This is a genomic window from Saccharothrix ecbatanensis (genome assembly GCF_014205015.1).
Classification (GTDB): Bacteria; Actinomycetota; Actinomycetes; order Mycobacteriales; family Pseudonocardiaceae; genus Actinosynnema; species Actinosynnema ecbatanense.
The window spans coordinates 2,800,615-2,826,859 of sequence record NZ_JACHMO010000001.1; the positions used below are offsets into that span (position 1 = coordinate 2,800,615).

Below are 26,245 nucleotides of genomic sequence, written 5' to 3' on the forward strand. Positions count from 1 at the left end.
CGGCCACTCGCCGATCACCTTGATTGCCGGTCACCGGCAACCGAGGTCGTCACGAGCCGGCGTCGGGCCAGCCGAGCAGCTTCGCGCCGAGCACCGCGACCTGGAGCGTGAAGCCCTGACCCGGGTCGTCCGCCGCGTAGCCGGTGAGCTCGCGGATCCGTTGCAGGCGGTACGTCACCGTGCGCACGCCAAGGTGCAGGTTCCGCGCGCACACCGTAGCGACGGACCCGCACGCGAAGTAGGCGGCGAGCGTGTCCAGGAGCGGCCCCGCGCCGCCACGCGCCTGCCGCAGCGGCTCCAGCACCTCGCCGACGAGATCGGCGAGGGCCGCGCTGTCGCGCAGCAGCACCTGGTAGACGAGCAGGTCGGCGGCCTTGTGCAGGCGGCCGGGCAACGCGAGCCGGTCGGCGATGTCCAGCGCGTCCCGGGCCTGCTCGAACGACCGCACCGCGCCGCCCGGACCCGACTGCGCGCGCCCGAGCCCGACCCGCCAGTCCGCCTCCACACCCATCACGGCCGACACCTGGCGCACGAACTCCTCCGGCACGTCGGCCGCCAGTGCCGGCGAGACGCACACCAGCAGCCCGTCCTTCGTGGTGACCAGCACGTCACGCGAACCGAGCCGCAGTTGCACGGCCGTCTCCACGTTCCGGGCCACCTCGCCGCCGACCGCGATCGGCTCCTCGGCCCGCATCGCCGCCACCACGTTGCTGGCGGCGAGCCGGAAGCCGATCCGCTCCGCCCGTTCGGCCAGGTGCCCCAGGTTGCGGCCGTCCAGCAGGTCGTCCACGAACTCGCGGCGGAACGACTCCTCCCGGCGCACGGACCAGCGCTGGGCCTCCTCGTACCCCTCGGCCAGCGCCGTGACCGCCGCGTCCGCCGCCCGGAACACCGCCTCGCCTACGGCCCGCACCGCGTCCGCGCCCGTCGCGTCCCGCACTCCCGGCAATGACGACCAAGCCAGCCAGGTGGCGCTGAGGTAGAGGTCGACCAGGTCGCGCAGCGGCACCCCGTCGGCCGCCGCACGCGCGCCGGCGGCGTGCCGGACCCGCAGCTGCTTCGCACCCAGCTGGACGCCGGTCGTGCTGAGCTCGGCCAGGTCCTCCAGGTAGCCGTCGAGCAGTTCGGCGGGCACACCCTTGGCGTCCCGGCTCGCCCGCAGCCCGAGGTCCACCACGTCGAACCCCACCGCACGCCTCGTTCGTGACATACCGGGAAGTCTTCCCTGGCCGACGGGTCGGTGGGAGCGGGGCCACCGGTTTTGTCCGGCCGCACGCCGGGTAGGCAGCCCTATGGGCCGTTACGGGGACGAGGTCGCGGCGATGGCCGTGCCGCTGCACGACGCCGGCGACTTCGACGTGCTGATTGACCGCGTAGGCGACGCGCGGGTGGTCATGCTGGGCGAGGCGAGCCACGGGACGCACGAGTTCTACCGCTGGCGGGCGCTGCTCACCCGGCGGTTGATCACCGAGAAGGGCTTCTCGTTCGTCGCGGTGGAGGGTGACTGGCCCGCCTGCGCACGGGTCGACGACTCCGTGCGACGCCGGCCGGACGCGCCCGAGGACCCGCGCGCCGCGTTGGCCGCGTTCGACCGCTGGCCGACGTGGATGTGGGCGAACGAGGAGGTCGTGGACTTCGCCCGGTGGCTGCGCACGCACAACGCGGGGTTGGCCAAGGAGGAGCGCGTGGCGTTCCACGGCTTGGACGTGTACTCGCTGTGGGAGTCGCTGCGCGAGATCCTGACCCACCTGCGCGAGCACGACCCGGAGGAAGTGCCGACCGCGCTGGCCGCCTACCGGTGCTTCGAGCCGCACGGCGAGGACCCGCAGGAGTACGCGATCTCGACCCGGTTCGTGCCCCGTGGCTGCGAGAACGAGGTGGTCGACCTGCTCGTGCGGCTTCGGCGGCAGGCGGACGCGGACGGCGCCAGGTCGTTCGGGGCCTGGCAGAACGCCGAGGTCGTGGCGGGGGCCGAGCGCTACTACCGGGCCGTCCTCGGTGGCGGGCAGCCGTCGTGGAACGTCCGCGACCGGCACATGGACGACACCCTGGACCGGCTGCTCGACCACCACGGGTCCGGTTCGAAGGCGGTCGTGTGGGCGCACAACACCCACGTCGGCGACGCCCGTGCCACCGAGATGTCGCTGTCCGGGCTGGTCAACGTCGGTCAGCTGGCCCGCGAGCGCTACGGGGCGGAACAGGTCGTGCTGGTCGGCTTCGGCACCCACAGCGGCACGGTCGTCGCAGGTGAGGCGTGGGGTGCGGGCACGCAGGTGATGTCCGTGCCGCCGGCCAGGCCGGGTTCGCTGGAGGACGAGCTGCACCACACCGCGCCCGGCGCCGCGCTGTTCACGTTCCCCCGTTCGGAGCAGCCGGACCTGCTCACGACGACGCTCCCCCACCGCGCGATCGGCGTCGTCTACCACCCGGAACGGGAGCGGTGGGGCAACTACGTGTCGACCGTGCTGGGCGAGCGCTACGACGCGTTCCTCTGGTTCGACCAGACCACGGCCCTGCACCCGCTGCACACCCGCAGGGTCGACGTGCTGGAGCCGGAGACGTACCCGAGTGGTGTCTGAGCGTCACCGTCACTCCACCGGGCCCGGCTGCTGACCTCGAAAAACGAGAGGTTGATAACATCGTGTCACGGCAACCGCGTGCCGTCTGCTCGGCGAGGATGGCACCGTGACCAAGGCACAGAGAATCGTAGCGGCGTGGGCGAACCTGCCCGCACCGGAGTTGACCGACCAGGTCCGTCTCCTGGTGAAGGCCCGGGACGCCGCCTCACGCGGCGTCTGGTCCGTCGTGAGCGAGAACCCCGTCATCGCCGCGCGTGTCCGTGGCGCGTTGGCGGGCTTGAAGGCCGAGTACCGCGGCCACCGTGACGAGGCCATGTGGCTGGTGTGGATCGCCCAGGTCCAGCAGCAGCTGAACGCACCGCCCCCCGCGCCCGTGTCCGCGCCCGCCAAGGCCGCCCGCGCCGACGACGTCACGCCCGACGACGGCCCCACCCCCGAGGAGTGGGCCGCGCAGCACGAGACGGCCCCGCGTCCGCCCAGCGACGCCCCGCCGGTCCTGTTCCAGGAACCGTCGATGAAGTAACCGTCTTCCCCGACCGGGTCGGTCAGCCACGACCGGCGGGCGCGAGTGCACCCCGCAACGCGCCTCCGGCCCAGTTCGAGGAACCGGCGATGAAGTAGCCGTCCTCCCCGACCCGGCGGTCAGCCACGACCGGCGGACGCGAGTGCAGGTGCGACGACCGGCGGGACACGGCCGGCACCAACCCGCCCGACAGCACGGCCGCCGCCGTCAGGTGGCACCACACCGGCACCGCTACGGGTCTCGCGGTCGGCCGGCGTCCGGACGATGATGCACGTGGGCCGGACGGGCGGAAGCGAGGGTGGCGCGGTGGGGTCGACCGGGCGGGTGGTGAGCCAGGACCAGGTGCTGCACGGCGCGTGCCGGTTCTTCCTGCGGCACGGCGGGGTCGACATGGACGGGCTCGCGTCGAGCCTCGCCATCAGCCGGGCCACGCTCTACCGGGTCGTGCACAGCCGTGACGGACTGCTCGGCGACGTCCTGTGGGTGCTCGCCGACCGCGTCCTCGCACGGGCCCGGCGCGAACGCACGAACGGCGGCGTCGAAGGCGTCCTGGAGGTCACCCGGCGGTTCGTGGACCAGTTGCGGGCGGCGGGACCGTTCCGCGCGTTCCTGCGCGGCGAGCCGGAGACGGCCGCACGGGTGTTGTTCAACGCGTCCGGCGGGGTGCACCGGCGGGCGGTGTCCGCGCAGAAGGAGATCCTGCTCGAAGTCGACGGCGGCCCGTGGTCGACCGCCGCGCTCGACCAGGTGGCGTTCCTCTACGTGCGGATCGTGGAGTCGACCCTCTACGCCGAACTGCTCACCGGCGCGCCGCTCGACCCGGACCTGGCCGAGCGGGCGGCCAGGACGGTGCTCCTCCAGCACCGTTGAGCCTGCTGCGACAGCGGTCTCACGATCACCGCGTGTTCTGGTGCCGGTCGTCCGGGCCTGGCTACGGTCGGCGATGTGACGCCCTCCATCCCCCATCGCTGTGGGAGCCGGTATGTCCCTTTCCCCGTGGCGGCGACTCGGTCTGGTCGCGGCCGCCCTCGGCCTCCTCGTCCCGACGCCCGCCGCTTCCGCATCCCCCGACCCCGCGTCAGCGTCCCTGCCTCAAGTCGTCGGCCCGCTGCCCGGAACCGTGCCGGGTGACCGGCTCGCGGACCGGATCGAGGACACCTACCCGTTCTTCTCCACGCCCGCGGACCTCGCCGCTTCCGGTTACGTCGAAGAGGAGTTCCACGTCTCCGGCACGGCCGACGGCTGGGCGGTCGACGGCACGAAGGTCGCCACCGGCGTGCCGTACACGACCCGGATCATCGTGCGGCGTCCTGTGCACGCACGGGACTTCAACGGGACCACGCTGGTCGAGTGGCAGAACGTCACCGCCGGGTACGACCTGGACGCGTTGTGGAACACCGAGTCGGTCGTCCGGGCGGGCTACGCCTGGGTCGGCGTGTCCGCGCAACGGGTCGGCGTGGACCAGCTCCGCGGCTGGAGCCCGGCCCGGTACGGCGGCCTGGACGTGACCGGCGGCGGCCGGTTCACCGCCGACGAGCTGTCCTACGACATCTTCACCCAAGCGGGCCGTGCGGTCACGAAAGCGTTGGGAGGACTGCGGACCAGGACCCTGCTCGCCATCGGCGCTTCGCAGTCGGCGGCCCGGATGACCGTGCTGTACGACCGCGTCCTGCCGCAGCAGCAGCCGGTCTTCGACGGTTACAGCTTCATCGTCGGCACCGCGCCGACGCGGGCGGGCGCCGAACCGGTCTTCCAGGTGCTGTCCGAGACCGACGTGCGGACCGCGCAACGCCCGGCCGACACCGACCGGTTCCGCCGCTGGGAAGTGGCGGGCGCGGCGCACTCCGGCCACGAGGGTCAGGTCTACCGGGCGCCGATCTCCGAACGCGACCTCGGCGGCGCGCCCCAGTACGACTGCGACCGGCCGCCGTTCAGCCGGATCCCGATGCACCACGTCACCGCCGCGTCCTACGACCACCTGCGGCGGTGGGTCGAGCGGGGCACGCCGCCGCCGACCGCCCGGCCGCTGGAGTTCGAGCCGGACGGCGTCACCAAGAAGCGGGACGCGCTCGGCCTCGCCCTCGGCGGCATCCGGTTGTCGCAGGTGTCCGCGCCCAGGGCCTTGAACACCGGCGACAACACCGGCGTGACGTTCTGCCGGCTGTTCGGCACGCACGTGCCGTTCGACGCGGAGACGGTGGCCCGGCTCTACCCGAACCGCGGTGACTACCTGCACCGGGTGGTGACGGCCGACGTCGCCAACGTCCACTCGGGCTACCTGCTGCCGGCCGACGCACGGCGGAACCTGGCGGACGCCTTGACCACCGGAGGACAGCGATGAAGGTCTTGACCCTGGTCCTGGCACTCGTGGCGACGACCGTGACGCCCGCGCAAGCCGCCGAACTCACGCCCGTGGTGTTCGTGCACGGCCAGCAGGGGTCGGCACAGCAGTGGCAGTCCAACGCGAAGCGGTTCTCCGGCAACGGCTACCGGGACGCGCTGCTCCACGCCTACGAGTACGACACCACCATCCCGACCAACGACCGCGCCGTCGCCGACCTCGAAGTGTTCATCGCCGGGGTGCGGGCGCGAACCGGTGCGTCCACAGTGGACGTCGTCGCGCATTCCCGTGGCACGACGGTGATGCACGCCTACCTGGCCTCACCCGAACGGGCCGCGTCGGTGCGGAGGTACGTCAACGTCGACGGGCGTTCCAGCGCCGCGCTGCCCGGTGGCGTGCCGACGCTGGCGTTGTGGGGCAGTTTGCAGCCCAACGGCTCCATCGGCGGCGCGACGAACGTGTACCTCACCACCCTGGGGCACACCGAGACCACCACGTCGGCGGACGGTTTCGCGCACATGCACCGGTTCCTGCGCGGCCGGCCCGCGCTGACGACCTGGGTGGTGCCGGAACCACCCGGTCAGGTGGAGATCGCGGGCCGGGTGACGTTCTTCCCGCAGAACGCGGGCGTCGAGGGCGTGTTGCGGGTGTGGGAGGTCGACGCCTCGACCGGCGCGCGGCGGGGCGAGCCGCGGCACAGCGTGCGGACCGGTGTGGACGGCTCGTTCGGCCCGTTGCCCGTCAACGGTCGCAAGCACTACGAGCTGGTGTTGCAGCGGGAAGGGCAGCAGGCGAACCACTTCTACTTCGAGCCGTTCGAGCGCAGCGACCGGTTCGTGCGGTTGCAGGTGTCACGTCCGGGCGGCATCGCGGACAACGTCGACCGGTGTCCGGGCCACAGCGCGCTGACCGTCGTCCGCAACCGCGAGTGGTGGTCCGACCAGCCCGACTCCGACCGGCTGACGTTCGACGGCGTCAACGTCATGGAGCAGGCCGTCTCACCCCGCGCCCGCCAGGTCATCGCCGCGTTCGTGTTCGACGACGACTGCGACCGCGCGTCCACGCCGGGCGTCGCGCTGCCGCCGTTCGCCACCCTGCCGTTCCTGACCGCGGTGGACGCGTACCTGCCCGCCCAGCCCGACGCCGCCGACCCGATCCGCGTCACCCAGACCGCACGCGGCACCGATGGTCGGTCGCGGACGATCGCGGTGCCCAACTGGCCCTCGGACGGCCACTCGGTGACGGTGCAGTTCAAGGACTACCTGGACGTGGGAGGACGGCACGTGACGCCCTGGTGACGTCCCGTGCCCGGCACGGATTCCAGTTCTGGACGGTCCCCCGGATCGGTTACGCTCCGCGCCGGTCGGGGGACCATCCAGTCTGGGGGACAAGTGTTCCGTTCGGTGCGCGGCCTCGGGGTCGCCTTTGTCGTGCTGGTCGGGCTGACCGCGTTGTCGGACGTGCTCGTGACGGGCTGGGTGTGGCACGTGCGCGCCATGCTCGACGGCTACCTCTACGGCGACGTGAGCGAACCGGAGATCGACCGCACGCTCGCCTTGGGCGTGTTGATCGACATCCCGAACATCGGCCTGTACCTGGCGACGGGCATCGTGTTCATCGTGTGGCTGTGGCGGGTCCGGTCGAACGCCGAGCTGATCGCGCCGCACGGGCACCAGTACCGCAAGTCGTGGGCGATCTGGGGCTGGCTGCCGATCGTCAACCTGTGGATCCCCCGCCGGTACACCCTGGACGTCTGGCAGGCCAGCCGGCCCGCACAGGAGCTCGGCCGGAGCCACGCGGAGGTCAACTGGTGGTGGGCGCTGTTCCTGGCCTCCCAGGCGCTCGAGCGGATCGCGGGCCAGATGCTGGAGCGAGGAGAGACGCTGGAGGCGTTCACCAACGGGGCGACGCTGGCCACCGTGGCGGCCCTGCTCGGAGTGCCCGCCGCCGTTCTCGCGGTGATGATCGTGCGGCGGATCAGCGACTGGCAGTCCACGCCCGGGTTCCTCGCGCCGGTGGAGCTGCTGTCGCAGCCGCTGGTGGGACTGGCGCCCGTCGACCTGGACCGACAGCCTCCGACGATCGTCGCCCCGCCTCGTGACGACCCGCGGTGGCAACGCCCGGAGTGACCCTCCGGGTGCCGGCGTCCGAGAGGTCGCGTGCGGCTCCGGGGCCCATACTCGTCCTCGGGTTCGGGATCCCACGCGGAGCAGCGCCGCCGCCACGCCCGTTCGGAGGACCACATGCACGCGAGTTCCACCGCGACGCTCCGGCGGGAAGACCTCACGTCGCTGTTCACCAGATCAGGTGACGTCCGCGAGCGGATCGGGCTGGAGATCGAGAACGCGGTGGTCGATCCGGACACCGGGCTCGCCATCCCCTACTCGGCGCCGGGCGGCATCCGCGACCTGCTCGGAGCGCTGTTGGCCGAGTTCGGCGGCGAGCCGCTGCACGAGGGCGAGCACCTGACCGGGCTCACCACCGGCAACGGCATGGCGGTCACGCTGGAGCCGGGCGGCGCGCTCGAGTACTCGTCCGCGCCGACCGCCGACCTGGCGACCGCGGTGGCGGACATGCGTCGCACGATGGAGCGGTTCGCCGAGATCGCCCGCCGCTTCGGCCACGCGATCGTGCCCGGCGGGAACCTGCCGTTCGACCGGCTCCGCGACGTCTCGTGGGTGCCGAAACCGCGCGGTGTCGTCATGCGCGAGCACTTCCACCGCCTCGGCGAGGAGGGCGCGGAGGGGCCGGTGGTCATGGCGCTCACCCTGTCCACCCAGACCACCCTGGACTACACGTCGGCCGAGGACCTGGCCGAGAAGGTCCGGGTGCAGGTGGCCGCCTCGCCGGTGGTGTCCGCCCTGTTCGTCAACTCGCCGTTGGCTGGTGGTGAAGTGACCGGGTTGCGGTCGCGCCGCCGCAAGAGCTGGCTGAAGGCCGACCCGAGCCGTTGCGGTCTGCTGCGGGTCGGGCTGCGGGAGGCGATGACGGCGGAGGACTTCGTCGAGTGGGCGCTGACCTTCCCGATGATCTACCGCCTGACGGCCGGTGGCTGCGACCCGGCCGGCGGGCGGCCGTTCGGCGCGGTGCTGGCGGACGGCTTCCCGGACGGCAGCCCGCCGACGTGGGCCGACTGGACGTCCCACCTGTCCCAGCTGTGGACCGACGTGCGGGTGCGGGGCACGCTCGAACTCCGCGCGCCGGACGGTCCGCCGTACCCGCACATCCCGGCCGTGCCCGCGCTGTGGGTCGGCCTGACCTACCACCGGCCGTCCCGGCTCGCGGCCTGGGACCTGCTGCGCGGCTACTCGGCCGACGACCTGGAGCGCACCATGCGGGAGGTTCCGGTCAAGGGGCTCTCGGCGATGGTCGGCGACGTCGAGGCGCGTGAACTGGGCGGTGAGCTGGTCCGACTCGCCCAGGAGGGCCTGGCCGCGCGGGTCGAGGCCGGGGTGGAACGCCCGGAAGTGGTCGGCTACCTCGATCCGATCGAGGAGGTCGTGGCCACCGGGACGACGTTCGCCGACCACGTCGTCCGCCGGTGGGAGGGCGAGTTCGACCGCGACCCGGCCCACTACGTCGCCGCGTTCCGGGTCTGACCGCCCGATCAGGTGGACTCCCGTCACCCGATCCCGCGTCACGCCCGTCAGCGGCGCGTAGGTGGCGGGTCGGCGTGCACAGAATGCGGAGGTCGCTGCCCGCTCCGAACGGAGATCCCGGTGTCCGAATCGAGGGCCGCCGCCACGGCCACCCACGCCGCCGCCGGCCACGCGCAGGCAGGGGACATCGCAGCCGCCCGCCACGCGCTGGGCGACGCTCTCACCGCCGATCCGGGGTACGAGCCGGCGTGGCGGTGGCTGGCATCCCTGGTCACGGAGGACGCGGAGCGCAAGTTCTGCTGGCAACGCGCGCTGGCCGCGAACCCGACATCCGAGGCGAGGCGGCGGTTGCGCGCGCTGCGGCACGTCACCCCGGCGCCACCGGCCGAGGTCGGCTGGCTCGCCGATCCTCCCGCTCCCCCGCCGCCCGCCGATCCAGAACCTCTCGTGGCGCGTCGGCACTGGCGGTGGATCGCGGTCGGGCTGGTGGCGGTCGTGCTGCTGGGCGCGGGCGCGGTGTGGCTGGGTGGACGCGGGAACGACCTCGAACCGGTGCACCTGGCGTTCGTCGCGGGCGGGTCGAGCGACGAGGCCCGGACCGTGCGGACCATGCTCGACGCGGTGAACCTCGTGCTGGACGACGTGAACGACTCCGGCGGTATCGGCGGCCACCCGGTCGAGTTGCTGGTCCACGACGACGCCAACCAGCCCGAACAGGCACGCGAACGGGCCGAGGAGATCGTCGCGGACGGTCGGGCGCGGGCCGTCATCGGCCACATGACCACCGACACGTCGCTGAGCGCCGCCCCGGTGTACGAGGCCGCCGGACTGCCCGCGATCACGCCGACCGCGACGTCCGACGAGCTGGTGGCGTCCTCGCCGTGGTTCCTCCGGACGGTGTTCGGCAACCGGGCCCAGAGCGAGTTCGCCGCCGCCTACCTCGGCTCGGTGCTGGGCGCGCGCCGCGTGTCCGTGCTCAGTGAGGACAGCGAGTACGGCCGGGACATCCGGGACGGCTTCGTCCGCGCGTTCGCCGCGCACGGCGCCATCGCGCACGACCTGACCGTGGGCGCGGCAGGTGCCACGAGCGCCGTGGGCACCGCCGGGCAGCGCGGCAACACGACGGTCGAGCAGGCGGTGGAGACGTTGAAGGCCGACCCGGACCGCGGCCCGGTCATGGTGGCGTTCCAGGAGGGACCGGGGCTGGACGTGGTCGGCAGGCTGCGCGAGGCCGGGGTGGACGGGCCGGTGTTCGCCGGCGACTCGATGTCCGACGACGCCTTCCACCAGGCGCTGGCCGAGCGGACCGCGCGCGGTGACACCTCGATCGGCGAGTTCTACGCCATGTCGCCGCTGGTCGGGGACGCGGTCACCGGCTCAGCGCTGCGCTGGTCGAACACCTTCCGCAACCGGTACGGCTACCGCCCGACGTGGCACGCGGCGACCGCCTACGACGCCGCGGTGCTGGCCGTGCACGCCTTGCGGCAGCCGGGGATGCGGCTCGACGCGGACGGCACGGCGGACGACCGCCGCCGCGTTCGTGACGTGATCGCGGGTCTGGACGATCCCGCCGAGCCGGTGGACGGCGTGCTCGGCCCGATCCGCGTCGTGGACCGTTCGGCGGTGCGGCAGGTGTCCGTGGCCAAGAGCGACGGCAAGCGGTTCGTCTCCGCGCCCGTGCAGTACGTCGACTACGTCCCGCGCACGGCGGACGCCGCCGCCGCGGACCTCCAGGCGGGCCGGGCGGTGGAGGTCGGCGGCCGACTGCTGGCCCGCAGGCAGATCGTGTCGACCGGGATCAACATCAACGAGGTCCGCGACCTCGACACCCGTGACGGCACCTTCTTCGCGGACTTCTTCCTCTGGCTCAAGTACGTCGGCGACGACACCGCGGCCGACGTGGCGTTCCTCAACTCGGTGCGCCCCGACCTGACACCGGGCGAGGAGATCCGCAGCGCGCGGCACGGTGACACGACGTACAAGCTGTACCGGGTCGCCGAGAAGTTCAAGGCGGACCTGGACTTCCGCGCGTTCCCGTTCGACGAGCAGACGGTCGGGATCATGCTCCAGAACCGGGAGCTGCCCACCGAGCACGTCGTCTACGTCACCGACCAGGCGGTGCTGGACCAGTCGCAGGAGGAACGGCTGCGCAACGGGGCCGACGCCGCCGCAAGCATCGACCGCATCCCGAACTGGCAGGCGGAGAACCTGTACTTCTTCCGCGAGACCGTGGGCACCAGCGACGAGCTGGGCGATCCGACGACCGCGGCCGGCTCCGGGACGTACTACAGCCAGTACGTCGCGGAAGTCCGCGTCACCCGCGAGATCGGGCCGTTCCTGGCGAAGAACCTGTTGCCGCTGGCACTGCTGGTCGTGATCACCTACATCGGGCTGTACTTCCCGGCCGATTCGGGCGTCCCGTTCTCCATCGCGATCACGGCGATCCTGAGCAGCGCGGTGCTGCTCGCCGCGGTGACCTCACCGCTGCCGAGCGTCAGCTACACCGTGGCGATCGAGTGGGCCTACTACGCGTTCATCACACTGGCCGCGCTCGTCATGTTGACCCTGCTGCTGCGGCAACAGCTGAGCGCGCGGAGGCGGGACGACCTGGCGCACCGGCTCGGGCTGGCCACCCGCATCGGCTACCCGGTGGTGATCGCGGGCATCGTCACGGCGTACGTCGTCATGTTCGGTTGACGGTGGCAGGGGTCAGGCGCTCGACCAGCTGGAGGCACAGGCGTCCGTTGTGGTAGCAGCACTTCCACTTCCCAGCTGCCTCCTTCCGCAAGGCGACGTTGTCCGCGTCCCTGGCGTAGAGCCATTCCCCGGTCGGCCGGGAGTCGATCATGCTGGTGGTGATGTAGTCCCAGGTGCCGCGCGCCAACGCGCGGAACGTCCCGTCGCCGGTGCGCTCGTGCGCGTTGAGGAAGCCGACGACCGCCTCCGCCTGCACCCACCAGACGCGCGTCGCGTCGACCCGGCCCCCGATCGCCTCGTTGGCCACCGAGCCGTCCGCGAGCACCGCCCGCTCGGCCGTGCCCCGGGCCAGCCCGACGACCATGTCCGGCAGGTCCGCGCCGATCTCGCGGGACGCCTCGTCGATCAGCCAGCTCGCCTCGATGTCGTGGCCGTACGACATCACGTCACCGAGTTCGCGCCAGTCGGCGTCCAGGAACACCCGCAGTGACCGTCGGCGCGGGTCGTAGAGCCGGTCGCGGAACGTGTCGAGCAGGGCGGCGATCCGACCCGTCACGGCCGGTGTCGGGGCTACCACGTGGTACGCGGTCAGCGCCTCCAGGACGTGCAGGTGCGTGTTCATCGTGATGTCGGCCCGGTCGAACTCACCGAGCAGGACGTTCGGCTTGGCCGTCCAGGACCGGTCGAACTGCTCGCGGTACGCCCCGGTCGCCGGGTCGAACCCGATGCCGGTCACGATGTCGTGGATCTCCGTCGCACTGGCGAGCGCGCTCTCGTCGCCGGTGGCGCGGTGGTACTCGCTGAACGCGTACAGCGCGAACGCCTGCGCGTAGACGTGCTTGTCGGTGTCCGCCGGGGCGCCGGTGTGGTCGACCGACCAGAACACCCCGCCGTGCTCGGCGTCGACGAGCCGGCCGGTGATGAACCGGTACATGTCCTGCGCGGCGGCCAGGTACGACCGGTCGCCGAACTGCCGGTATGCGGCCGAGAAGGTCCACAGGAACCGGCACGCCATCACCGCGCCCTTGTCCGCCTTGCGGTCGATCTCCAGGTCCGCGTCGACGTGGCCGTGGACGCCGCCGTGCTCACGGTCCGCCAAGCCGAGCCAGAACGGCAGGATCCGGTGGCGCAGTTCGGTTTCCGCCGCTTGCCGCAGCTCGTCGTCGCTCACCGTGTCACTCCAGGCTCTGATGGTGTTCCGACTCTATCCGCCGCACCTGCTTAACCGGTTTTGCCCCTGCGTCATCGCTGCTAGACATCCGACCCATGAGCGAACACGACGACGGGGTGCCCGACCTGGTCGCCAAGGCTGTGGACCGGGCCCGCGAGCTGGAGTTCGGGTACTCGTGCGAGCACCCGGTGGGTCCGCTGCTGGCGACGCTGGCGGCGGCCGTGCCACGCCGCGGGCGGATCCTCGAACTGGGCACAGGCGCCGGTGTCGGCGTGGCCTGGATCGTCTCGGGTCTCAGCGGTCGCGCCGACGTCACCGTGCGGACGGTCGAACTGGACGCCGCCCTGGCGGCCGAGGTGGCGGTCGACCTGCCGGAGTGGGTCGAAGTGATCACCGGCGACGGCGAGGCGTTGCTGCCCGGACTCGGCCGGTTCGACCTGATCTTCGCCGACGCGCCGGCGGGCAAGTGGAGCGGCCTGGAGTTGACGCTCGACGCGGTGCGACCCGGCGGCATGCTGATCGTCGACGACATGGACCTCGACCAGTACGCCAACCCCGACCACCGGGCGTCCACAGCGGCGGTGCGGACGACGTTGACCACAGATCCCCGGCTGGTGACGACCGAGCTGCCGGTCGGCTCCGGCATCATCCTGGCGACCCGGCGCGGCTGACGCCGATCAGGCCACCGGTCGTCAGTTCTGTTATCGCTAACAGGATGCCCGCCGTAGAGAACCTTGAATCGGTAAGGCCTGCGCTGTTAGCGTTAACAGGAGGAGGCAACGATGCCCGCTCCCCCGCGCAGACCACCGGCGAACCTAGGCCGGGTCGACCCGTGTCGATCCGGGCAGGACCGACACGGCGGTGGACTCGCGGAGCACCAACCTGCAAGGGCTGACGTGCCTACCGGGCGCCGGTTCGCCGTTGATGGCCGCCAGCAGCAGGTCCGCCGCCGTCCGCCCGAGCCCTTCCAGCTCCATGTCGATGCTGGTCAACGGCGGCTGACAGGCCAGGGCCATGACGTCCCAGTTGTCGAAGCCGACCAGGGCCACGTCGTCCGGAACCCGGCGGCCCGCAGCCCGCAACGCGTCCGCCACGCCACGCGCTATCTGGTCGCTGCCGCAGAACACCGCGTCGAACTCCTCGGCCGCGCCGAGCAGGATCCCGGTCGCCTGCCTCCCCCACGCCTCGCTCCACTCGCCGAACAGCGGAGCGCCGACCAGGTCGAGCCCGGACGACGCCAGCCGCTCGACCGTCGCCGAGGCGCGCACCGCCGCCGAGTGGTGGTGCTCCGGACCGGTCACGTGGGCGATCCGCTTGCGCCCCAACGCCAACAGGTGGTCGACGGCCTTCTGCGAGCCGCCCACCTCGTCGGGCACCACGGAGCAGTCGTCCGGGTCGGTGGAGCTGATGAACGCGTAGACCACCGGCACGGGCAGGTCGACGCCGATCGGGGCGCGGGCCTCCGTGCGGCGGCCGGTCACGATGATGCCGTCCACCCGGCGACTGAGCAGGGTGCGCAGGTAGTACTGCTCGCGGATCGGGTCGTCCCGGGCGTCGCAGAGGAACACCGACATGCGGCCCGCTCCGAGCGAGTCCTCGGCGCCCGTCATCAGCGGGATGCTGAACCGGCCGATGGTGTCGGTGGTGATCATGCCGACGGTGTACGTGCGGCCGGAGTTGAGCGTCAGGGCGGCCGTGTTCGGCTGGAAGCCGAGCTCCTCGGCGGCGTGCCGGACGCGTCGCCGGGTCTCCTCGCGCAGCGAGCCGCGGCCGTTGAGCGCCTTGGACGCCGTGCCGACCGAGACGCCCGCCAACCGGGCCACGTCGCTGATGGTGGCCGGTCGGACCACCGTTCCGGCGTTTTCCTTGAGTTTCCTCGGCGGCATGGGCGAAGGTTACCCCAGCGTCCGTCGGCCGCTGAGCCGAACGGCGAATTAGCACTTCACAGGGTCGAAACCGCGTCTTGACACGGGTTGCGCCGATCCCTAGGTTCTCAAGGCAACCGGTTTCCTTATTTTCCTCCGACGATGCCGTCGCAGCCCTTGCCCGAGGAGACAGCCCCCGATGAGTCCCTTCCCCCCGTCCCGGCCACGCCGGGCGCTCGCCACGGCCGCGGCGGCGTTGCTGCTCCTCACCGCGTGCCAGAGCGGCCCGGCGGTGTCGTCAGCGGACGAGACCACCGCCGTGGACGACGGCACGACGATCACCATGTGGACCCGGTCGCCGACGGCCACCTTCAGCCAGACCCTGGTCGACGCCTACAACGCGAGCCACAAGAACAAGGTCGAGCTGACGGTCTTCCCGGCCGACTCCTACCAGCAGAAGGTCGGCACGGCGGCGGGCGCGAAGCAGCTGCCGGACATCCTCGCCGCGGACGTCGTCTACGCGCCGAACTACGCCGCCAAGGGCGTCTACCTGGACCTCACGGCACGGGTCGACACACTGCCGTTCAAGGGCAAGCTCGCGCCGGCGCACATGGAGACCGCCACGCACGAGGGCAAGGTCTTCGGCGTGCCGCACGACATCGACCTGTCCGCGGTGTTCTACAACAAGGTCCTGTTCAGCCGGGCCGGGCTCGACCCGGAGAACCCGCCGACCACGCTGGAAGGCCTGTACGAGGCGGCCAAGAAGATCGACGCCCTGGGTGACGTGGACGGCTACTTCTACGGCGGCGCGTGCCCCGGCTGCATGCTGTTCACCACCTGGCCGATGATCTGGGCGGCCGGTGACACCGTGCTCGACGAGAAGGGCACCGCGGCGACGTTCGACAACGAGTCGGCCACCGACGTCTACGCGATGATGCGCCGGATGTACGCCGAGGGCATCGTGCCGACGTCGGCGAAGAACGAGTCCGGTCCGACGTGGACGCAGCTGTTCGGCGAGGGCAAGATCGGCATCCAGCCGATGGGCGCCACCGCGTTGCAGGGCATGAAGGAAGGCCCCGGCCTCCAGATCGGTGTCGCGCCGATCCCCGGTCCGAAGGGCGGCCGGTCGTCGTTCGTCGGCGGTGACGTGCTGGGCATCAGCTCCAACTCCACCAAGGCCGCGGCGGCGTGGGACTTCATCTCGTGGACGCTGTCCGAGGACGCCCAGGTCGAGGTGCTGGCGAAGAACAAGAACATCACCGTGCGCAGCGACCTCGCCGACAACAAGTACGCCAAGCAGGACCACCGGCTGCGGATCTTCAACCTGCTCGCGGGTGAGGGCCAGACGCCGATCTCGGTGAACTTCGGCAAGACGTTCAACGACACCAACGGCCCGTGGACGGCCGCCGTCACCGACGCGCTGTTCGGCACGCAGGACGTCGGCGCGACGTTGAAGCAGCACAACGGGACCATCACCGAGTCCCTGGCGAGCGGCGGCTGACGATGGCGACCGTCACGCGGACCCGACCGCCCGCGCCGGCCAGGCCGACGCCCGCGGGCCGCCGTCCCACCATCGCGAGTGCGCGGCGGCGGCTCGGCCTCCTCTACGCGAGCCCGATGGCACTGCTGGTGGTGGTCCTGTTCGTCGTCCCACTGGTGCTGATGGTGTGGATGTCGTTCAACCACTGGCCGTTGCTGGGCGCATCGTCCCCGAACGGGGTGGAGAACTACAGCGCGTTGCAGGACCCGTTCTTCCTGCGGGCGGTCATGTTCACCCTGAAGTACACCGCCGTCACGACGGTGGTGCTCGGTCTCGTCGCGTTCGGCCTCGCCCTGCTGGTGCAGGAGACTCGGCCTGGCGTGGGCGTCTACCGGACGGCGTTGTTCCTGCCGAGCGTGGTCGGGCTCGCGTCCACCAGCCTGCTGTTCTACGGGCTGTTCAACACCGAGGCGTCACCGTTGAACGAGCTGGTCCGGTGGCTCGGGCTCGGCTCGGTGGACTGGCTCGGGTCGACGGACAACGCGCTCGGGTCGGCCGTCGGGATGATCACCTGGCGGTTCGCCGGGTTCTACATGCTGATCCTGATGACCGGGCTCCAGAGCATCGACCCGCTGCTCTACGAGGCGGCGCGGGCCGACGGGGCGAACCGGTGGCAGATCATGTGGCGGGTCACGCTGCCACTGCTGCGGCCGACGCTCGCGCTGACCATGGTGCTGTCGCTGACCGGCTCGCTGCTGGCGTTCGACCAGTTCTTCATCCTCACCGGCGGCAGGCACGAGACCGCCACCGTGGTCATCAGCGTCTACCGCGAGGCGTTCCTGTCCCAGGACCTCGGCCGGGCGGCCGCCGTGTCCGTGGCGATCCTCTTCGTCCTCATCCTCGTCAACGGCGCGCAGATGCGGCTGATCCGCCGTGCGGACCGCTGACCGCGTCAACCCGCCTCACACCGCTAGGAGATTGGGCGCCATGTCCCGCGCGCGCACCGCCGGTTTCCACATCACGGGCTCCGCCCTCGCCGTGCTCTTCCTGCTGCCGATGCTGTGGACGCTCTACTCGTCGGTCCACGGCAGGCGCGCGGCCGACGGCGGGCCGGGCTGGGGCGTGGACAACTACGAGCGGCTGGCCGACTACGGCACCGGGTTGGGCACGTACCTGCTCAACACGGTGGTGGTGGCGGGGGTCGCGGTCGTGGTCACCGTCGTCACGACCACGCTCGGCGGGTACGCGCTGGCGCGGCTGAGGTTCCCCGGCCACAACCTGCTGTTCCTGGTCACGCTGGCGATCCTGATGGTGCCGTACACGACGATCCTGGTCCCGCTCTACATCCTGCTCGGCTGGATCGGCCTCCAGAACTCGCTGGTCGGCCTGGGGCTGGTGCTGGCGATGTTCCAGCTCCCGTTCGGCCTGTTCATGATGCGCAGCTCGTTCGAGGCGCTGCCGCGTGAACTGGAGGAGGCGGCGCTGATCGACGGCTGCACGCCGGGCAGCGCGTTGTGGCGGGTCCTGCTGCGCGGTGTGCTGCCGGGCATCGTCACGGTGGGCCTGTTCTCCTTCCTGGCGGCGTGGAACGAGTTCGTCGCGCCGCTGATCTTCCTCACCGACGGCGCGAAGTTCACGCTGCCGGTCGCGTTGTTCAACCTCCAGTCCGGCAGCCTCGGCTCCGTCGACTTCGAGGCGCTGCAAGCGGGTGTGGTCACGTCGGCGCTGCCGTGCGTCGTGGTCTTCCTGCTGCTGCAACGGCATTACGTACGCGGTTTCACCTCGGGCGCCCTCAAGGGCTGAACCAGCCTGGGCCAGACAAGGAATCTCCATGACTCACCTGCACCAAGGCCCTGTCCAGCCGACCCCGTCCGCGAAATCCGCGCTGCGCCCGGTCGCCCTCGACGGCGTCACGTTCGCCGCCGACGGCTTCTTCGGCCGGTGGCAGCACCGCAACGCCACCGGCACGCTCCCGCACTGCGTCGACCAGCTGGGCACGTCCGGCGCGCTGCACAACCTGCGGCTGGTCACCGGTGAGGCGACCGGCGAGTTCCGGAACATGTGGTTCGCCGACTCCGACGTGCACAAGACGTTGGAAGCCGCCGCGTGGCTGCTCGCCTCGCAACCGGACGACGAGCGGCTGCTCGCGTTCGTCGACTCGACCGCCGCGTTGTTGTCGAAGGCGCAGGGCGACGACGGCTACCTCAACTCGTACTACACGGCGGTGAAGCCGGAGCTGCGGTGGCAGGAACCGCACTACAGCCACGAGATGTACTGTGCGGGGCACCTGATCCAGGCCGCCGTCGCCGCCGCGCGCGCCGGTGTCGCGGCCGAGCTGGTCGCCGTCGCCCGCCGGTTCGCCGACCTGATGGTCGACCATTTTGGCAAAGCCGACAGCCCCATGGCGTTGGACGGGCACCCGGGCATCGAGACGGCGCTGGTGGAGCTGTACCGGGTGACCGGCCACCGGCCGTACCTCGACCTCGCGCGGCGGATGCTCGACCAGCGCGGCCACGGCCTGCTCAACGGCGAGCGCTTCGGTTCCTCCTACCTCCAGGACCACGTCCCGGTGCGGCAGGCCGACGAGGTGGCCGGGCACGTCGTGCGGCAGCTGTACCTGCTCGCGGGCATGGTGGACGTCGCGGTGGAGACCGGCGACGACGAGCTGTTCGAGGCCGCCCGCCGGTTGTGGGAGGACGCGTTCGGCAGCAAGACCTACATCACCGGCGCGCAGGGCTCCCGGCACCGCGACGAGGCGTTCGGCGACCCGTACGAGCTGCCGGCGGACCGGGCGTACGGCGAGACGTGCGCGGCGATCGCCAGTGTCCAGTGGAACTGGCGGATGCTGCTGGCCACCGGTGGCTCCCGCTACGCCGACGAGATGGAGCGCGCGCTGTACAACGCGGTCGCGGGCTCGACCTCGTTGGACGGAACGCACTTCTTCTACTCCAACCCGCTGCACCTGCGCACCGGCCACGACGGCTCGCACGAGGACGCGCCGTCACAACGCCTGCCGTGGTACTCCTGCGCGTGCTGCCCGCCGAACCTGGCCCGGCTCGTGGCGTCCCTGCACGGCTACACCGCGACCACCGACGACACCGGGCTCCAGGTGCACCTGTACTCGGCGGGCGCCGTGCGTGCCGAGGTGGACGGCGTCCGCATCGAGGTCGTCACGCGCACCGACTACCCGTGGGACGGCCGGGTGGAGCTGACGGTCACCGGTTCCGGCCCGTTGGACCTGTCGCTTCGGGTGCCCGACTGGTGCTCGGAGCCGTCCTTGCTGGTCGACGGCGTGCCGCTGGACGTCACGCCCGACGACGGCTACCTGCGGTTGCGTCGGGACTGGTCGGCCGGCGTCACCGTCGTGCTGGACCTGGCCATGCCGGTCCGCGTGGTCACCGCACACCCCCGTGTGGACGCCGTGCGCGGCTGCGTCGCGTTGGCCCGCGGCCCGCTCGTCTACTGCGTGGAGCAGGCCGACCTGCCCGCCGACGTCGTGCTGGAGGACGTCCGGATCGACCCGGCCGCGGCCGTCGTCCACACCGCGCTGCCCGCCGTCCCGGTCGCGCTGACCACCGAGGGCGCGCTCCTGCCGCCCGGTGGCGACGCCCTGTACCGGACCGGCGTGCCCGAGAACGCCGCCACTCCGCTCACCCTGACCGCCGTCCCGTACTTCCTGTGGGGCAACCGGTCGCCCGGCCCGATGCGGGTCTGGATCCCGACCACCACGGGATGACACCACCTCCACAACCCATCCCCTGAACGAGGTGCACGGTGCCAAAGCCGACACTGCGGACCGCGATAGCGGTCTCCGCCCTCGCCGCCACCGCCCTGGTGGCCCTACCGCTCCACTCCGCCCAAGCGGCCGGCAGCACGTTGGTCGTCGACGCGGCCGTGCCGTTCCGGCCGGTCACGCACGCCGCCTCCGGTGGCCTGTACGCGTTGGCGGAGAACAACCGGCCGGCGGACTCGCTGCTGCTGCCAATCAAGATGCACACCCTGACCCAGCCGCCGCCGAGGGTCGGGCAGGCGCCCAACGGCCAGCCGCCCGGCGGTGACACCCTCCTCGTCGCGCCCCAGGCCGACCGCGTCGGCGCCGCGCAGGTGATCCGGATGCCGGACATCTACCGCGACTTCCCCTACCGCTGGGTCGGCTGGAACGACTGGTTCGCCAAGGTCGACCAGATGGTCAACGACCGCCTGGCCGCCACGAACGTCAGCAACGTCACCGCGTACGAGATCTGGAACGAGCCGGACTGGACCTGGGACACCGCCGCGGCGGGGGACTTCAACACCGGCTGGACGCGCACCGTCCAGCGCATCCGCACCCGTGACGCCGTCACCCCCGTCGCCGGCCCCGGCTACGCGGTGTGGAACGTCAACTGGATGCGGGCGTTCCTGACCAACGCCAGGAACACCAACACCCTGCCCGACATCGTGGTGTGGCACGAACTCGGGCACACCACGCCGCACATCGCGGCCAACGTCGCGGCCTACCGGTCGCTGGAGGCGTCGCTGGGCATCAGCCCGCGCCGGATCTTCATCAACGAGTACGCCGAGCGCGACGAGATCGACGTGCCCGGCCGCGTCACCAACTACATCGCCAAGCTGGAACGCGCCGGGGTCTGGGCCGCCGACCGGGCGTTCTGGTACGAGTACGGCACCGTCAACGGCCTGACCCACAACAACCAGCCGACCGCCTCGTGGTGGCTGTACAAATGGTACGGCGACATGGCGGGCAACATGGTCCGCACCATCCCGCGCGCGCAGACCGGCCTGGACGGCTTCGCCTCCTACGACAGCACGCGCAAGCGGGTCGACGTCGTCTTCGGTGACGAGTCCGGCACGAACTCCGTGCGCGTCACGGGTCTCGCCGGGCTCGGCAGCACGGTCCGGGTGAGGTTGGAGTCCACGCCGGGCTCCGGCCGGTTCACCAACGTGTCCGGGCCGACCACGCTCGCCAACACCACGTACACGGTGACGAACGGGCAGATCACCGTGCCGGTGCCGAACATGTCCGCGACCGCCTCGTACCACCTCGTGGTCGAGCCGACCAGCGGCGTGCCGTCCTACCAGCAGCGGTACGAAGCGGAGAACGCGTCGGTGTTCCGGGCCGAACGGTTCTCCGCCGGCAGCGCGTCCAACGGCGGGTACGTCGGCTTCATCGACAACACCGGTGACCCGCGCACCGCGAGCTACGTCGACTTCGTCGTCAACGTGCCCACGGCCCGCAGCTACACGATGACCATCGGGTACGCCAACGGCACCGGCGCGACCGCGACGCACGGCCTGGCCTACAACGGCGGCGCGTGGTCGACGGTGAGCTACCCGCCGACCGCCGGGTGGGGCCAGTTCGGCTCCACGGTGTCCACCACGGTCGGCCTGCGGGCCGGCTACAACGTGATCCGCCTGGCGAAGGGCTCCCCCTTCTTCGCCGGTGGCACCGGGTACGCGGAGCTGGACTACCTCCAGCTGACCTGATCCACCGAGTCCGGCTGCCGGCGGTGGCCCACCGCCGGCAGCCGGTCCCCCGCGCAGTCCGCACGAGGAGAGGTATGACATGGCACAGCCCGTAGACCGGCGAGTTTTCCTCCGCGCCACGGCATTGGCGGCGGCTGCTCCCCTGGTCGCGTCCACCGTCGTCGGACGCGCGGGAGCCGCACCCGTGGTGGCTGCGGCGGGGTCCGCGTTGCCACCACCGGCCGCGTGGCGGGTGCGACCGTTCGCGCTGGACCAGGTGGCGCTCGGCAACAGCGTCTTCGCCGCCAAGCGGGACCTGATGCTCGACTACGCCCGCGGGTACGACGTGGACCGGTTGTTGCAGGTCTTCCGCGCGAACGCCGGGCTGTCGACGCGTGGCGCGGTGGCGCCCGGCGGCTGGGAGGGCCTGGACGGCGAGGCCAACGGCAACCTGCGCGGCCACTACACCGGGCACTTCCTGACCATGTTGTCCCAGGCGTACGCGGGCAGCGGTGACGAGGTCTACGCCGACAAGATCCGCTACGCCGTGGGCGCGCTGGTCGAGGTGCGCGAGGCGTTGCGGCACGAGCCGGTGCTGCGCAGCGTGCCAGGGAAGTTCGGCACGGCGGTGGACAACCCGCGCGGCAGCCACCAGATCTTCGACCTGCCGCCGACCGTGCTGGCGGGGTCACCGGCCATCACGATCTCGGTGTGGGTCAAGCCGGAGCACGACACCATGTGGGCGCGGATCTTCGACTTCGGCAACGACGTCTCCCGCTACATGTTCCTGACCGTCCGCAGCCACCTGAACCGGCCCCGCTTCGCGATCACACCCAACGGACCCGGCGTGGAGCAGGTGATCGACGCCGCCGAGCCGCTGCCGGTCGGCCGGTGGAGCCACCTCGCGGTCACGATCGAGGGCACCACCGGTTCGCTCTACGTAGACGGCAAGCGCGTCGGCGAGAACCGGAACATGACCCACAACCCGGCCACGCTGGGCGCGCTGCGCAACCATTGGCTCGGCAACTCCCAGTTCCCCGCCGACCCGGCGTTCGCGGGCGCGTTCGACCAGGTCGACATCTGGTCCCGGGCACTGGGCGCCGACGAGATCGCCGCGCTCCAGCACACCCCCGCGCGGGGCGACCTGGCCTCCTACTCGTTCGACGAGACGAGCGGCTCGACGGTCGCCGACGCGTCCGGGCGCGGGCAGCACGCGACGTTCCGGCGCACGTGGGGCCGGCCGAGCCACCCGGGTTTCCTCGCCGCCTACCCGGAGACGCAGTTCATCACGCTGGAGTCGGCGACCACGTCCAACTACTTCGTCGTCTGGGCGCCGTACTACACCGCGCACAAGATCCTGCGCGGTCTGCTCGACGCCTACCTCAACACCGGTGACGAACGGGCGCTCGACCTCGCCGACGGCCTGTGCGACTGGATGCACTCGCGGCTGTCCAAGCTGCCCGAGTCCACGCTCCAGCGGATGTGGGGCATCTTCTCCAGCGGCGAGTTCGGCGGCATCGTGGAGGCGATCTGCGACCTGCACGCCATCACCGGCAAGGCCGAGCACCTGGCGCTGGCCCGGCTGTTCGACCTGGACCGGCTGATCGACTCGTGCGCGGCGGGCGCCGACATCCTCGAGGGCCTGCACGCCAACCAGCACATCCCGATCCTCACGGGCATGGTGCGGCTGCACGACGAGACCGGCGAGCAGCGGTACCTGACGGCGGCGCGGAAGTTCTGGGACATGGTCGTGCCGACCCGCATGTACAGCATCGGCGGCACGAGCACGGGGGAGTTCTGGCGGGCGCCCGGCAGCATCGTCGGGACGTTCAGCGAGACCACCGCCGAGACGTGCTGCGCGTACAACATGCTCAAGCTGAGCCGGGTGCTGTTCTTCCACGAGCAGGACCCGAAGTACATGGACTACTACGAGCGCGCGCTCTACAACCAGGTGCTGGGGTCCAAACAGGACCGTGCCGACGCGGAGAAGCCGTTGGTCACGTACTTCATCGGGCTGCTGCCCGGTCACGTGCGGGACTACACGCCGAAGGCGGGCACGACGTGCTGCGAGGGCACCGGCATGGAGAGCGCGACCAAGTACCAGGACTCGGTGTACTTCGCCAAGGCCGACGGCAGCGCGCTGTACGTCAACCTGTACAGCGCGTCCATGCTGAAGTGGGCCGACAAGGGCGTCACGGTCACGCAGACCACGAACTACCCGGTCGAGCAGGGCAGCACGATCAGCGTGCGCGGCAGCGGCCGGTTCGACCTGCACCTGCGCGTGCCGGGCTGGGCGGGGTCGGACTTCCGGGTCGAGGTCAACGGCGAACGGGTGCCGCGTGCCGCCGTTCCCGGCTCGTACTTCACGTTGTCCCGCACGTGGCGCAGCGGTGACACCGTGCGCGTGTCCATCCCGTTCCGGCTGCGGATGGAGCGGGCGTTGGACGACCCGGCGACGCAGACGTTGTTCTACGGTCCGGTGAACCTGGTCGCGCGGGACGCCCGGCGGACGTTCCTGGAGTTCGGGCTGTTCCGCAACGCGGGGCTGTCCGGCGACCTGCTGCCGAGCCTGACGCCGGTGGCCGGCAAGCCGCTGCACCACGTGCTGGACGGGGTCGAGTTCGCGCCGTTCTTCGAGGGCACGGAGGACCCGACGCACGTGTACTTCCACCGCCGTGAGCCGCGGATCGTGTTCGGCGGCCGGGACGCCGGGGTGGCGAACCCCAGCCGGGGCGACGGGACGACGTTCCTGGACGAGGTGTGGGCCGCCGCGCCGTTCCGGGGCAAGGGGCACCTGATCCAGCACGTGAAGGCGACCGCCGACGCGTGGGTGTCCGCCGGCCTGCTCACCGCCGACGACGCGCGGAAGGTGGTGAGCACCTCCCAGGACGCCACGTACGCGGCGTGAGCGCTCGTGCGGCGCGGGTGGACCCGGCCACCCGCGCCGCCGCCGCTCGACCAGGCCTTTCCCGCGATCGGGCGTACGATCGGACCTGCCCGGTTCGACTGGACAGCGGAGTCGCGGGACAGCGGATCGGCTGGTGTGCGAGGAGGTTCCGGACATGGGCCATGTGCACGAGATCGTGAACATCCAGACCGACCTGGCCACCGGCATCCCGGGTGAAGCCGGGGACTACGCGCGGCTGAAGGTCGCCGCCGTGGGCAAGTACTCCCCCGCCGACATCCACTGGGCCAAGATCCGCCTGAGCTCGGACGGTCCGCGCCGGGTCGTCGCGCACGCCTCACTGGACGTCAACGGCACGCCGGTGAACGCCGAGGCGGCCGCGGAGACCTACCACGAGGCGGTCGACCAGTTGCACGAACGGCTGCGGCACCAACTGGTGGAACTCGGGCGCTGACGACGGGTTCCCGCACCCGGTGGTCGCCCGGACGAGTGGTGTGTCCGGGGTCGCAGCAGGCGTTATCGCCACGGTCTTGTGTGAAATTTAGGTTAGCTTTACCTTGTCTCCGCCTGGGCCGCCAGGGTGGAGTACGAGGAGGACCCGCAGTGAGCCGTCGCGCACGCGCCGTCGCGTTGATCATGGCGTTGTTGACCGTTCCGGTAGTCGCGTGCGGCAGCGCCGGCGGCAGTGACGCCCTGGTGATCTACTCCGGCCGCAACAAGGAGCTCGTCGGCGGTGTGCTCGACCAGCTGGAGCAGGCCACCGGCGTCAAGGTCGAGGTCCGCTACGGCAGCAGCGGCGAGATGGCGGCCCAGCTGCTGGAGGAGGGCGACGGCACCCAGGCCGACGTGTTCTTCTCGCAGGACGCGGGCGCGCTGGGCGCGGTCGCCGAGCAGGGCCGGCTCGCCGAACTGCCCGCCGACGTGCTGGGCATGGTGCCCGAGGAGTACCGGGCGGACGACGGCAAGTGGGTCGCCACCTCGGCCCGTGCCCGCGTGGTCGCCTACGACCCGCGGGTGGTCACCGAGGCGGAGCTGCCGGAGACGCTGGAGGACGTGGTCGACCCGAAGTGGAAGGGTCGGATGGGGTACGCACCCACCAACGCCTCGTGGCAGGCGTTCGTCACATCGGTGCGCGTGGTCAAGGGCGAGGAGTTCGCCAAGGACTGGCTGGCCAAGTTCGCCGCCAACGACCCACAGCGGTACGACAACAACATCGCCATCATGAACGCGGTGAACGACGGTCAGCTGCCGGCCGGCTTGATCAACCACTACTACTGGTACGCCAAGGTCGCCGAGAACGGCGCCGACGCGGTCAAGGTGAAGCTCCACTACGCGGGCGGCGGCGATCCGCTGAGCCTGGTGAACGTGGCGGGCGCGGCCGTGGTCGCCGGCTCCGACCGGAACGAGGCCGCGGTGAAGGCCGTCCGGTTCCTGCTGTCCGAGCAGGCCCAGAAGTACTTCGCCGACGAGACCGCCGAGTACCCGGCCAACCCGGCGGTGACGTCCGACAAGCACAAGCTCCCGACGTTGGCCGAGCTCAACGGCCCGGACATCGACCTCTCGAAGCTGTCGACCCTCCAGCAGACGCTGACCCTGTTGCAGGAAGCAGGGCTGTCCTGAGGGGT

The 26,245-nt window shown here is 71.2% G+C and carries 21 protein-coding genes; 17 read left to right on the forward strand and 4 right to left on the reverse strand.

The genetic code is table 11. The annotated features are described in order from the left end of the window. Window positions 1–49 precede the first annotated feature (49 nt). Complete coding sequence (locus F4560_RS12065; RefSeq protein ID WP_184919540.1) at window positions 50–1,210, reverse strand: PucR family transcriptional regulator; 1,161 nt, start codon at window positions 1,208–1,210, stop codon at window positions 50–52. 82 nt (window positions 1,211–1,292) lie between these two features. Between F4560_RS12065 and F4560_RS12070 the strand changes: the two genes are divergently transcribed. Both F4560_RS12070 and F4560_RS12075 read left to right on the forward strand, forming a co-directional pair. After that, window positions 1,293–2,579: an erythromycin esterase family protein gene (locus tag F4560_RS12070; RefSeq protein WP_184919543.1), complete on the forward strand. Its 1,287-nt coding sequence runs from the start codon at window positions 1,293–1,295 to the stop codon at window positions 2,577–2,579. Between the two features lie 106 nt (window positions 2,580–2,685). Then, window positions 2,686–3,102 (forward strand): hypothetical protein, encoded by a 417-nt coding sequence (locus tag F4560_RS12075; RefSeq protein ID WP_184919544.1) that lies wholly within the window; start codon window positions 2,686–2,688, stop codon window positions 3,100–3,102. 22 nt (window positions 3,103–3,124) lie between these two features. Here the strand turns inward: F4560_RS12075 and F4560_RS12080 are convergent, their stop codons facing one another. After that, window positions 3,125–3,331, reverse strand: coding sequence for a hypothetical protein (locus F4560_RS12080; protein ID WP_184919547.1), 207 nt, complete (start codon window positions 3,329–3,331; stop codon window positions 3,125–3,127). Window positions 3,332–3,408: 77 nt separating this feature from the next. Here F4560_RS12080 and F4560_RS12085 point away from each other — a divergent pair, with 77 nt between their 5' ends. The 6 genes from F4560_RS12085 to F4560_RS12110 all read left to right on the forward strand — a co-directional run bounded on the left by F4560_RS12085 (window position 3,409) and on the right by F4560_RS12110 (window position 11,739). After that, window positions 3,409–3,972, forward strand: coding sequence for a QsdR family transcriptional regulator (locus F4560_RS12085; RefSeq protein ID WP_312869204.1), 564 nt, complete (start codon window positions 3,409–3,411; stop codon window positions 3,970–3,972). A gap of 112 nt (window positions 3,973–4,084) precedes the next feature. Next, complete coding sequence (locus tag F4560_RS12090) at window positions 4,085–5,443, forward strand: alpha/beta hydrolase domain-containing protein (protein WP_221483457.1); 1,359 nt, start codon at window positions 4,085–4,087, stop codon at window positions 5,441–5,443. Then, the gene (locus F4560_RS12095; RefSeq protein ID WP_184919548.1) at window positions 5,440–6,741 is read left to right on the forward strand and encodes an alpha/beta hydrolase; all 1,302 of its coding nucleotides are present in this window, start codon (window positions 5,440–5,442) and stop codon (window positions 6,739–6,741) included. The genes F4560_RS12090 and F4560_RS12095 overlap by 4 nt, the downstream gene beginning before the upstream one ends. A 93-nt stretch (window positions 6,742–6,834) precedes the next feature. Further along, window positions 6,835–7,572: a DUF4328 domain-containing protein gene (locus F4560_RS12100; protein ID WP_221483458.1), complete on the forward strand. Its 738-nt coding sequence runs from the start codon at window positions 6,835–6,837 to the stop codon at window positions 7,570–7,572. A 114-nt stretch (window positions 7,573–7,686) separates the two neighbouring features. Then, a complete protein-coding gene (locus F4560_RS12105; protein ID WP_184919550.1) occupies window positions 7,687–9,042 on the forward strand; it encodes a glutamate-cysteine ligase family protein in 1,356 nt (451 codons plus the stop codon). 120 nt (window positions 9,043–9,162) lie between these two features. After that, window positions 9,163–11,739: an ABC transporter substrate-binding protein gene (locus F4560_RS12110; protein WP_184919551.1), complete on the forward strand. Its 2,577-nt coding sequence runs from the start codon at window positions 9,163–9,165 to the stop codon at window positions 11,737–11,739. Here the strand turns inward: F4560_RS12110 and F4560_RS12115 are convergent. Beyond that, entirely contained in the window at window positions 11,726–12,910 is a 1,185-nt protein-coding gene (locus F4560_RS12115; RefSeq protein WP_221483459.1) for an AGE family epimerase/isomerase, read from the reverse strand. The genes F4560_RS12110 and F4560_RS12115 overlap by 14 nt on opposite strands. A gap of 95 nt (window positions 12,911–13,005) precedes the next feature. Here F4560_RS12115 and F4560_RS12120 point away from each other — a divergent pair, with 95 nt between their 5' ends. Further along, window positions 13,006–13,581, forward strand: a complete 576-nt coding sequence (locus F4560_RS12120) for an O-methyltransferase (RefSeq protein WP_184919552.1) — start codon at window positions 13,006–13,008, stop codon at window positions 13,579–13,581. 144 nt (window positions 13,582–13,725) lie between these two features. Here F4560_RS12120 and F4560_RS12125 read toward each other — a convergent pair whose 3' ends face one another. Beyond that, on the reverse strand, window positions 13,726–14,796 hold the full coding sequence (locus tag F4560_RS12125) for a LacI family DNA-binding transcriptional regulator (RefSeq protein WP_184919553.1): 1,071 nt from the start codon (window positions 14,794–14,796) through the stop codon (window positions 13,726–13,728). A 178-nt stretch (window positions 14,797–14,974) separates the two neighbouring features. Between F4560_RS12125 and F4560_RS12130 the strand changes: the two genes are divergently transcribed. From F4560_RS12130 to F4560_RS12165, 8 genes are all read left to right on the forward strand, one after another. Next, window positions 14,975–16,276, forward strand: a complete 1,302-nt coding sequence (locus F4560_RS12130) for an ABC transporter substrate-binding protein (RefSeq protein WP_184919555.1) — start codon at window positions 14,975–14,977, stop codon at window positions 16,274–16,276. A gap of 2 nt (window positions 16,277–16,278) precedes the next feature. Further along, window positions 16,279–17,202, forward strand: a complete 924-nt coding sequence (locus F4560_RS12135) for a carbohydrate ABC transporter permease (protein ID WP_184919557.1) — start codon at window positions 16,279–16,281, stop codon at window positions 17,200–17,202. 40 nt (window positions 17,203–17,242) lie between these two features. Next, complete coding sequence (locus F4560_RS12140; protein WP_184919559.1) at window positions 17,243–18,058, forward strand: carbohydrate ABC transporter permease; 816 nt, start codon at window positions 17,243–17,245, stop codon at window positions 18,056–18,058. A 28-nt stretch (window positions 18,059–18,086) separates the two neighbouring features. Continuing rightward, window positions 18,087–19,991: a glycoside hydrolase family 127 protein gene (locus F4560_RS12145; protein WP_184919561.1), complete on the forward strand. Its 1,905-nt coding sequence runs from the start codon at window positions 18,087–18,089 to the stop codon at window positions 19,989–19,991. A gap of 38 nt (window positions 19,992–20,029) precedes the next feature. After that, window positions 20,030–21,736 carry a carbohydrate-binding protein gene (locus F4560_RS46100; protein WP_221483460.1) on the forward strand — a complete coding sequence of 569 codons (1,707 nt, stop codon included), beginning with the start codon at window positions 20,030–20,032 and terminating at the stop codon, window positions 21,734–21,736. Window positions 21,737–21,815: 79 nt separating this feature from the next. Continuing rightward, window positions 21,816–24,623, forward strand: coding sequence for a beta-L-arabinofuranosidase domain-containing protein (locus tag F4560_RS12155; RefSeq protein WP_184919563.1), 2,808 nt, complete (start codon window positions 21,816–21,818; stop codon window positions 24,621–24,623). 154 nt (window positions 24,624–24,777) lie between these two features. Next, window positions 24,778–25,074, forward strand: a complete 297-nt coding sequence (locus F4560_RS12160) for an HPF/RaiA family ribosome-associated protein (protein WP_184919565.1) — start codon at window positions 24,778–24,780, stop codon at window positions 25,072–25,074. 149 nt (window positions 25,075–25,223) lie between these two features. Then, entirely contained in the window at window positions 25,224–26,240 is a 1,017-nt protein-coding gene (locus F4560_RS12165; RefSeq protein ID WP_312869213.1) for an extracellular solute-binding protein, read from the forward strand. The last annotated feature ends 5 nt before the right edge of the window (window positions 26,241–26,245 follow it).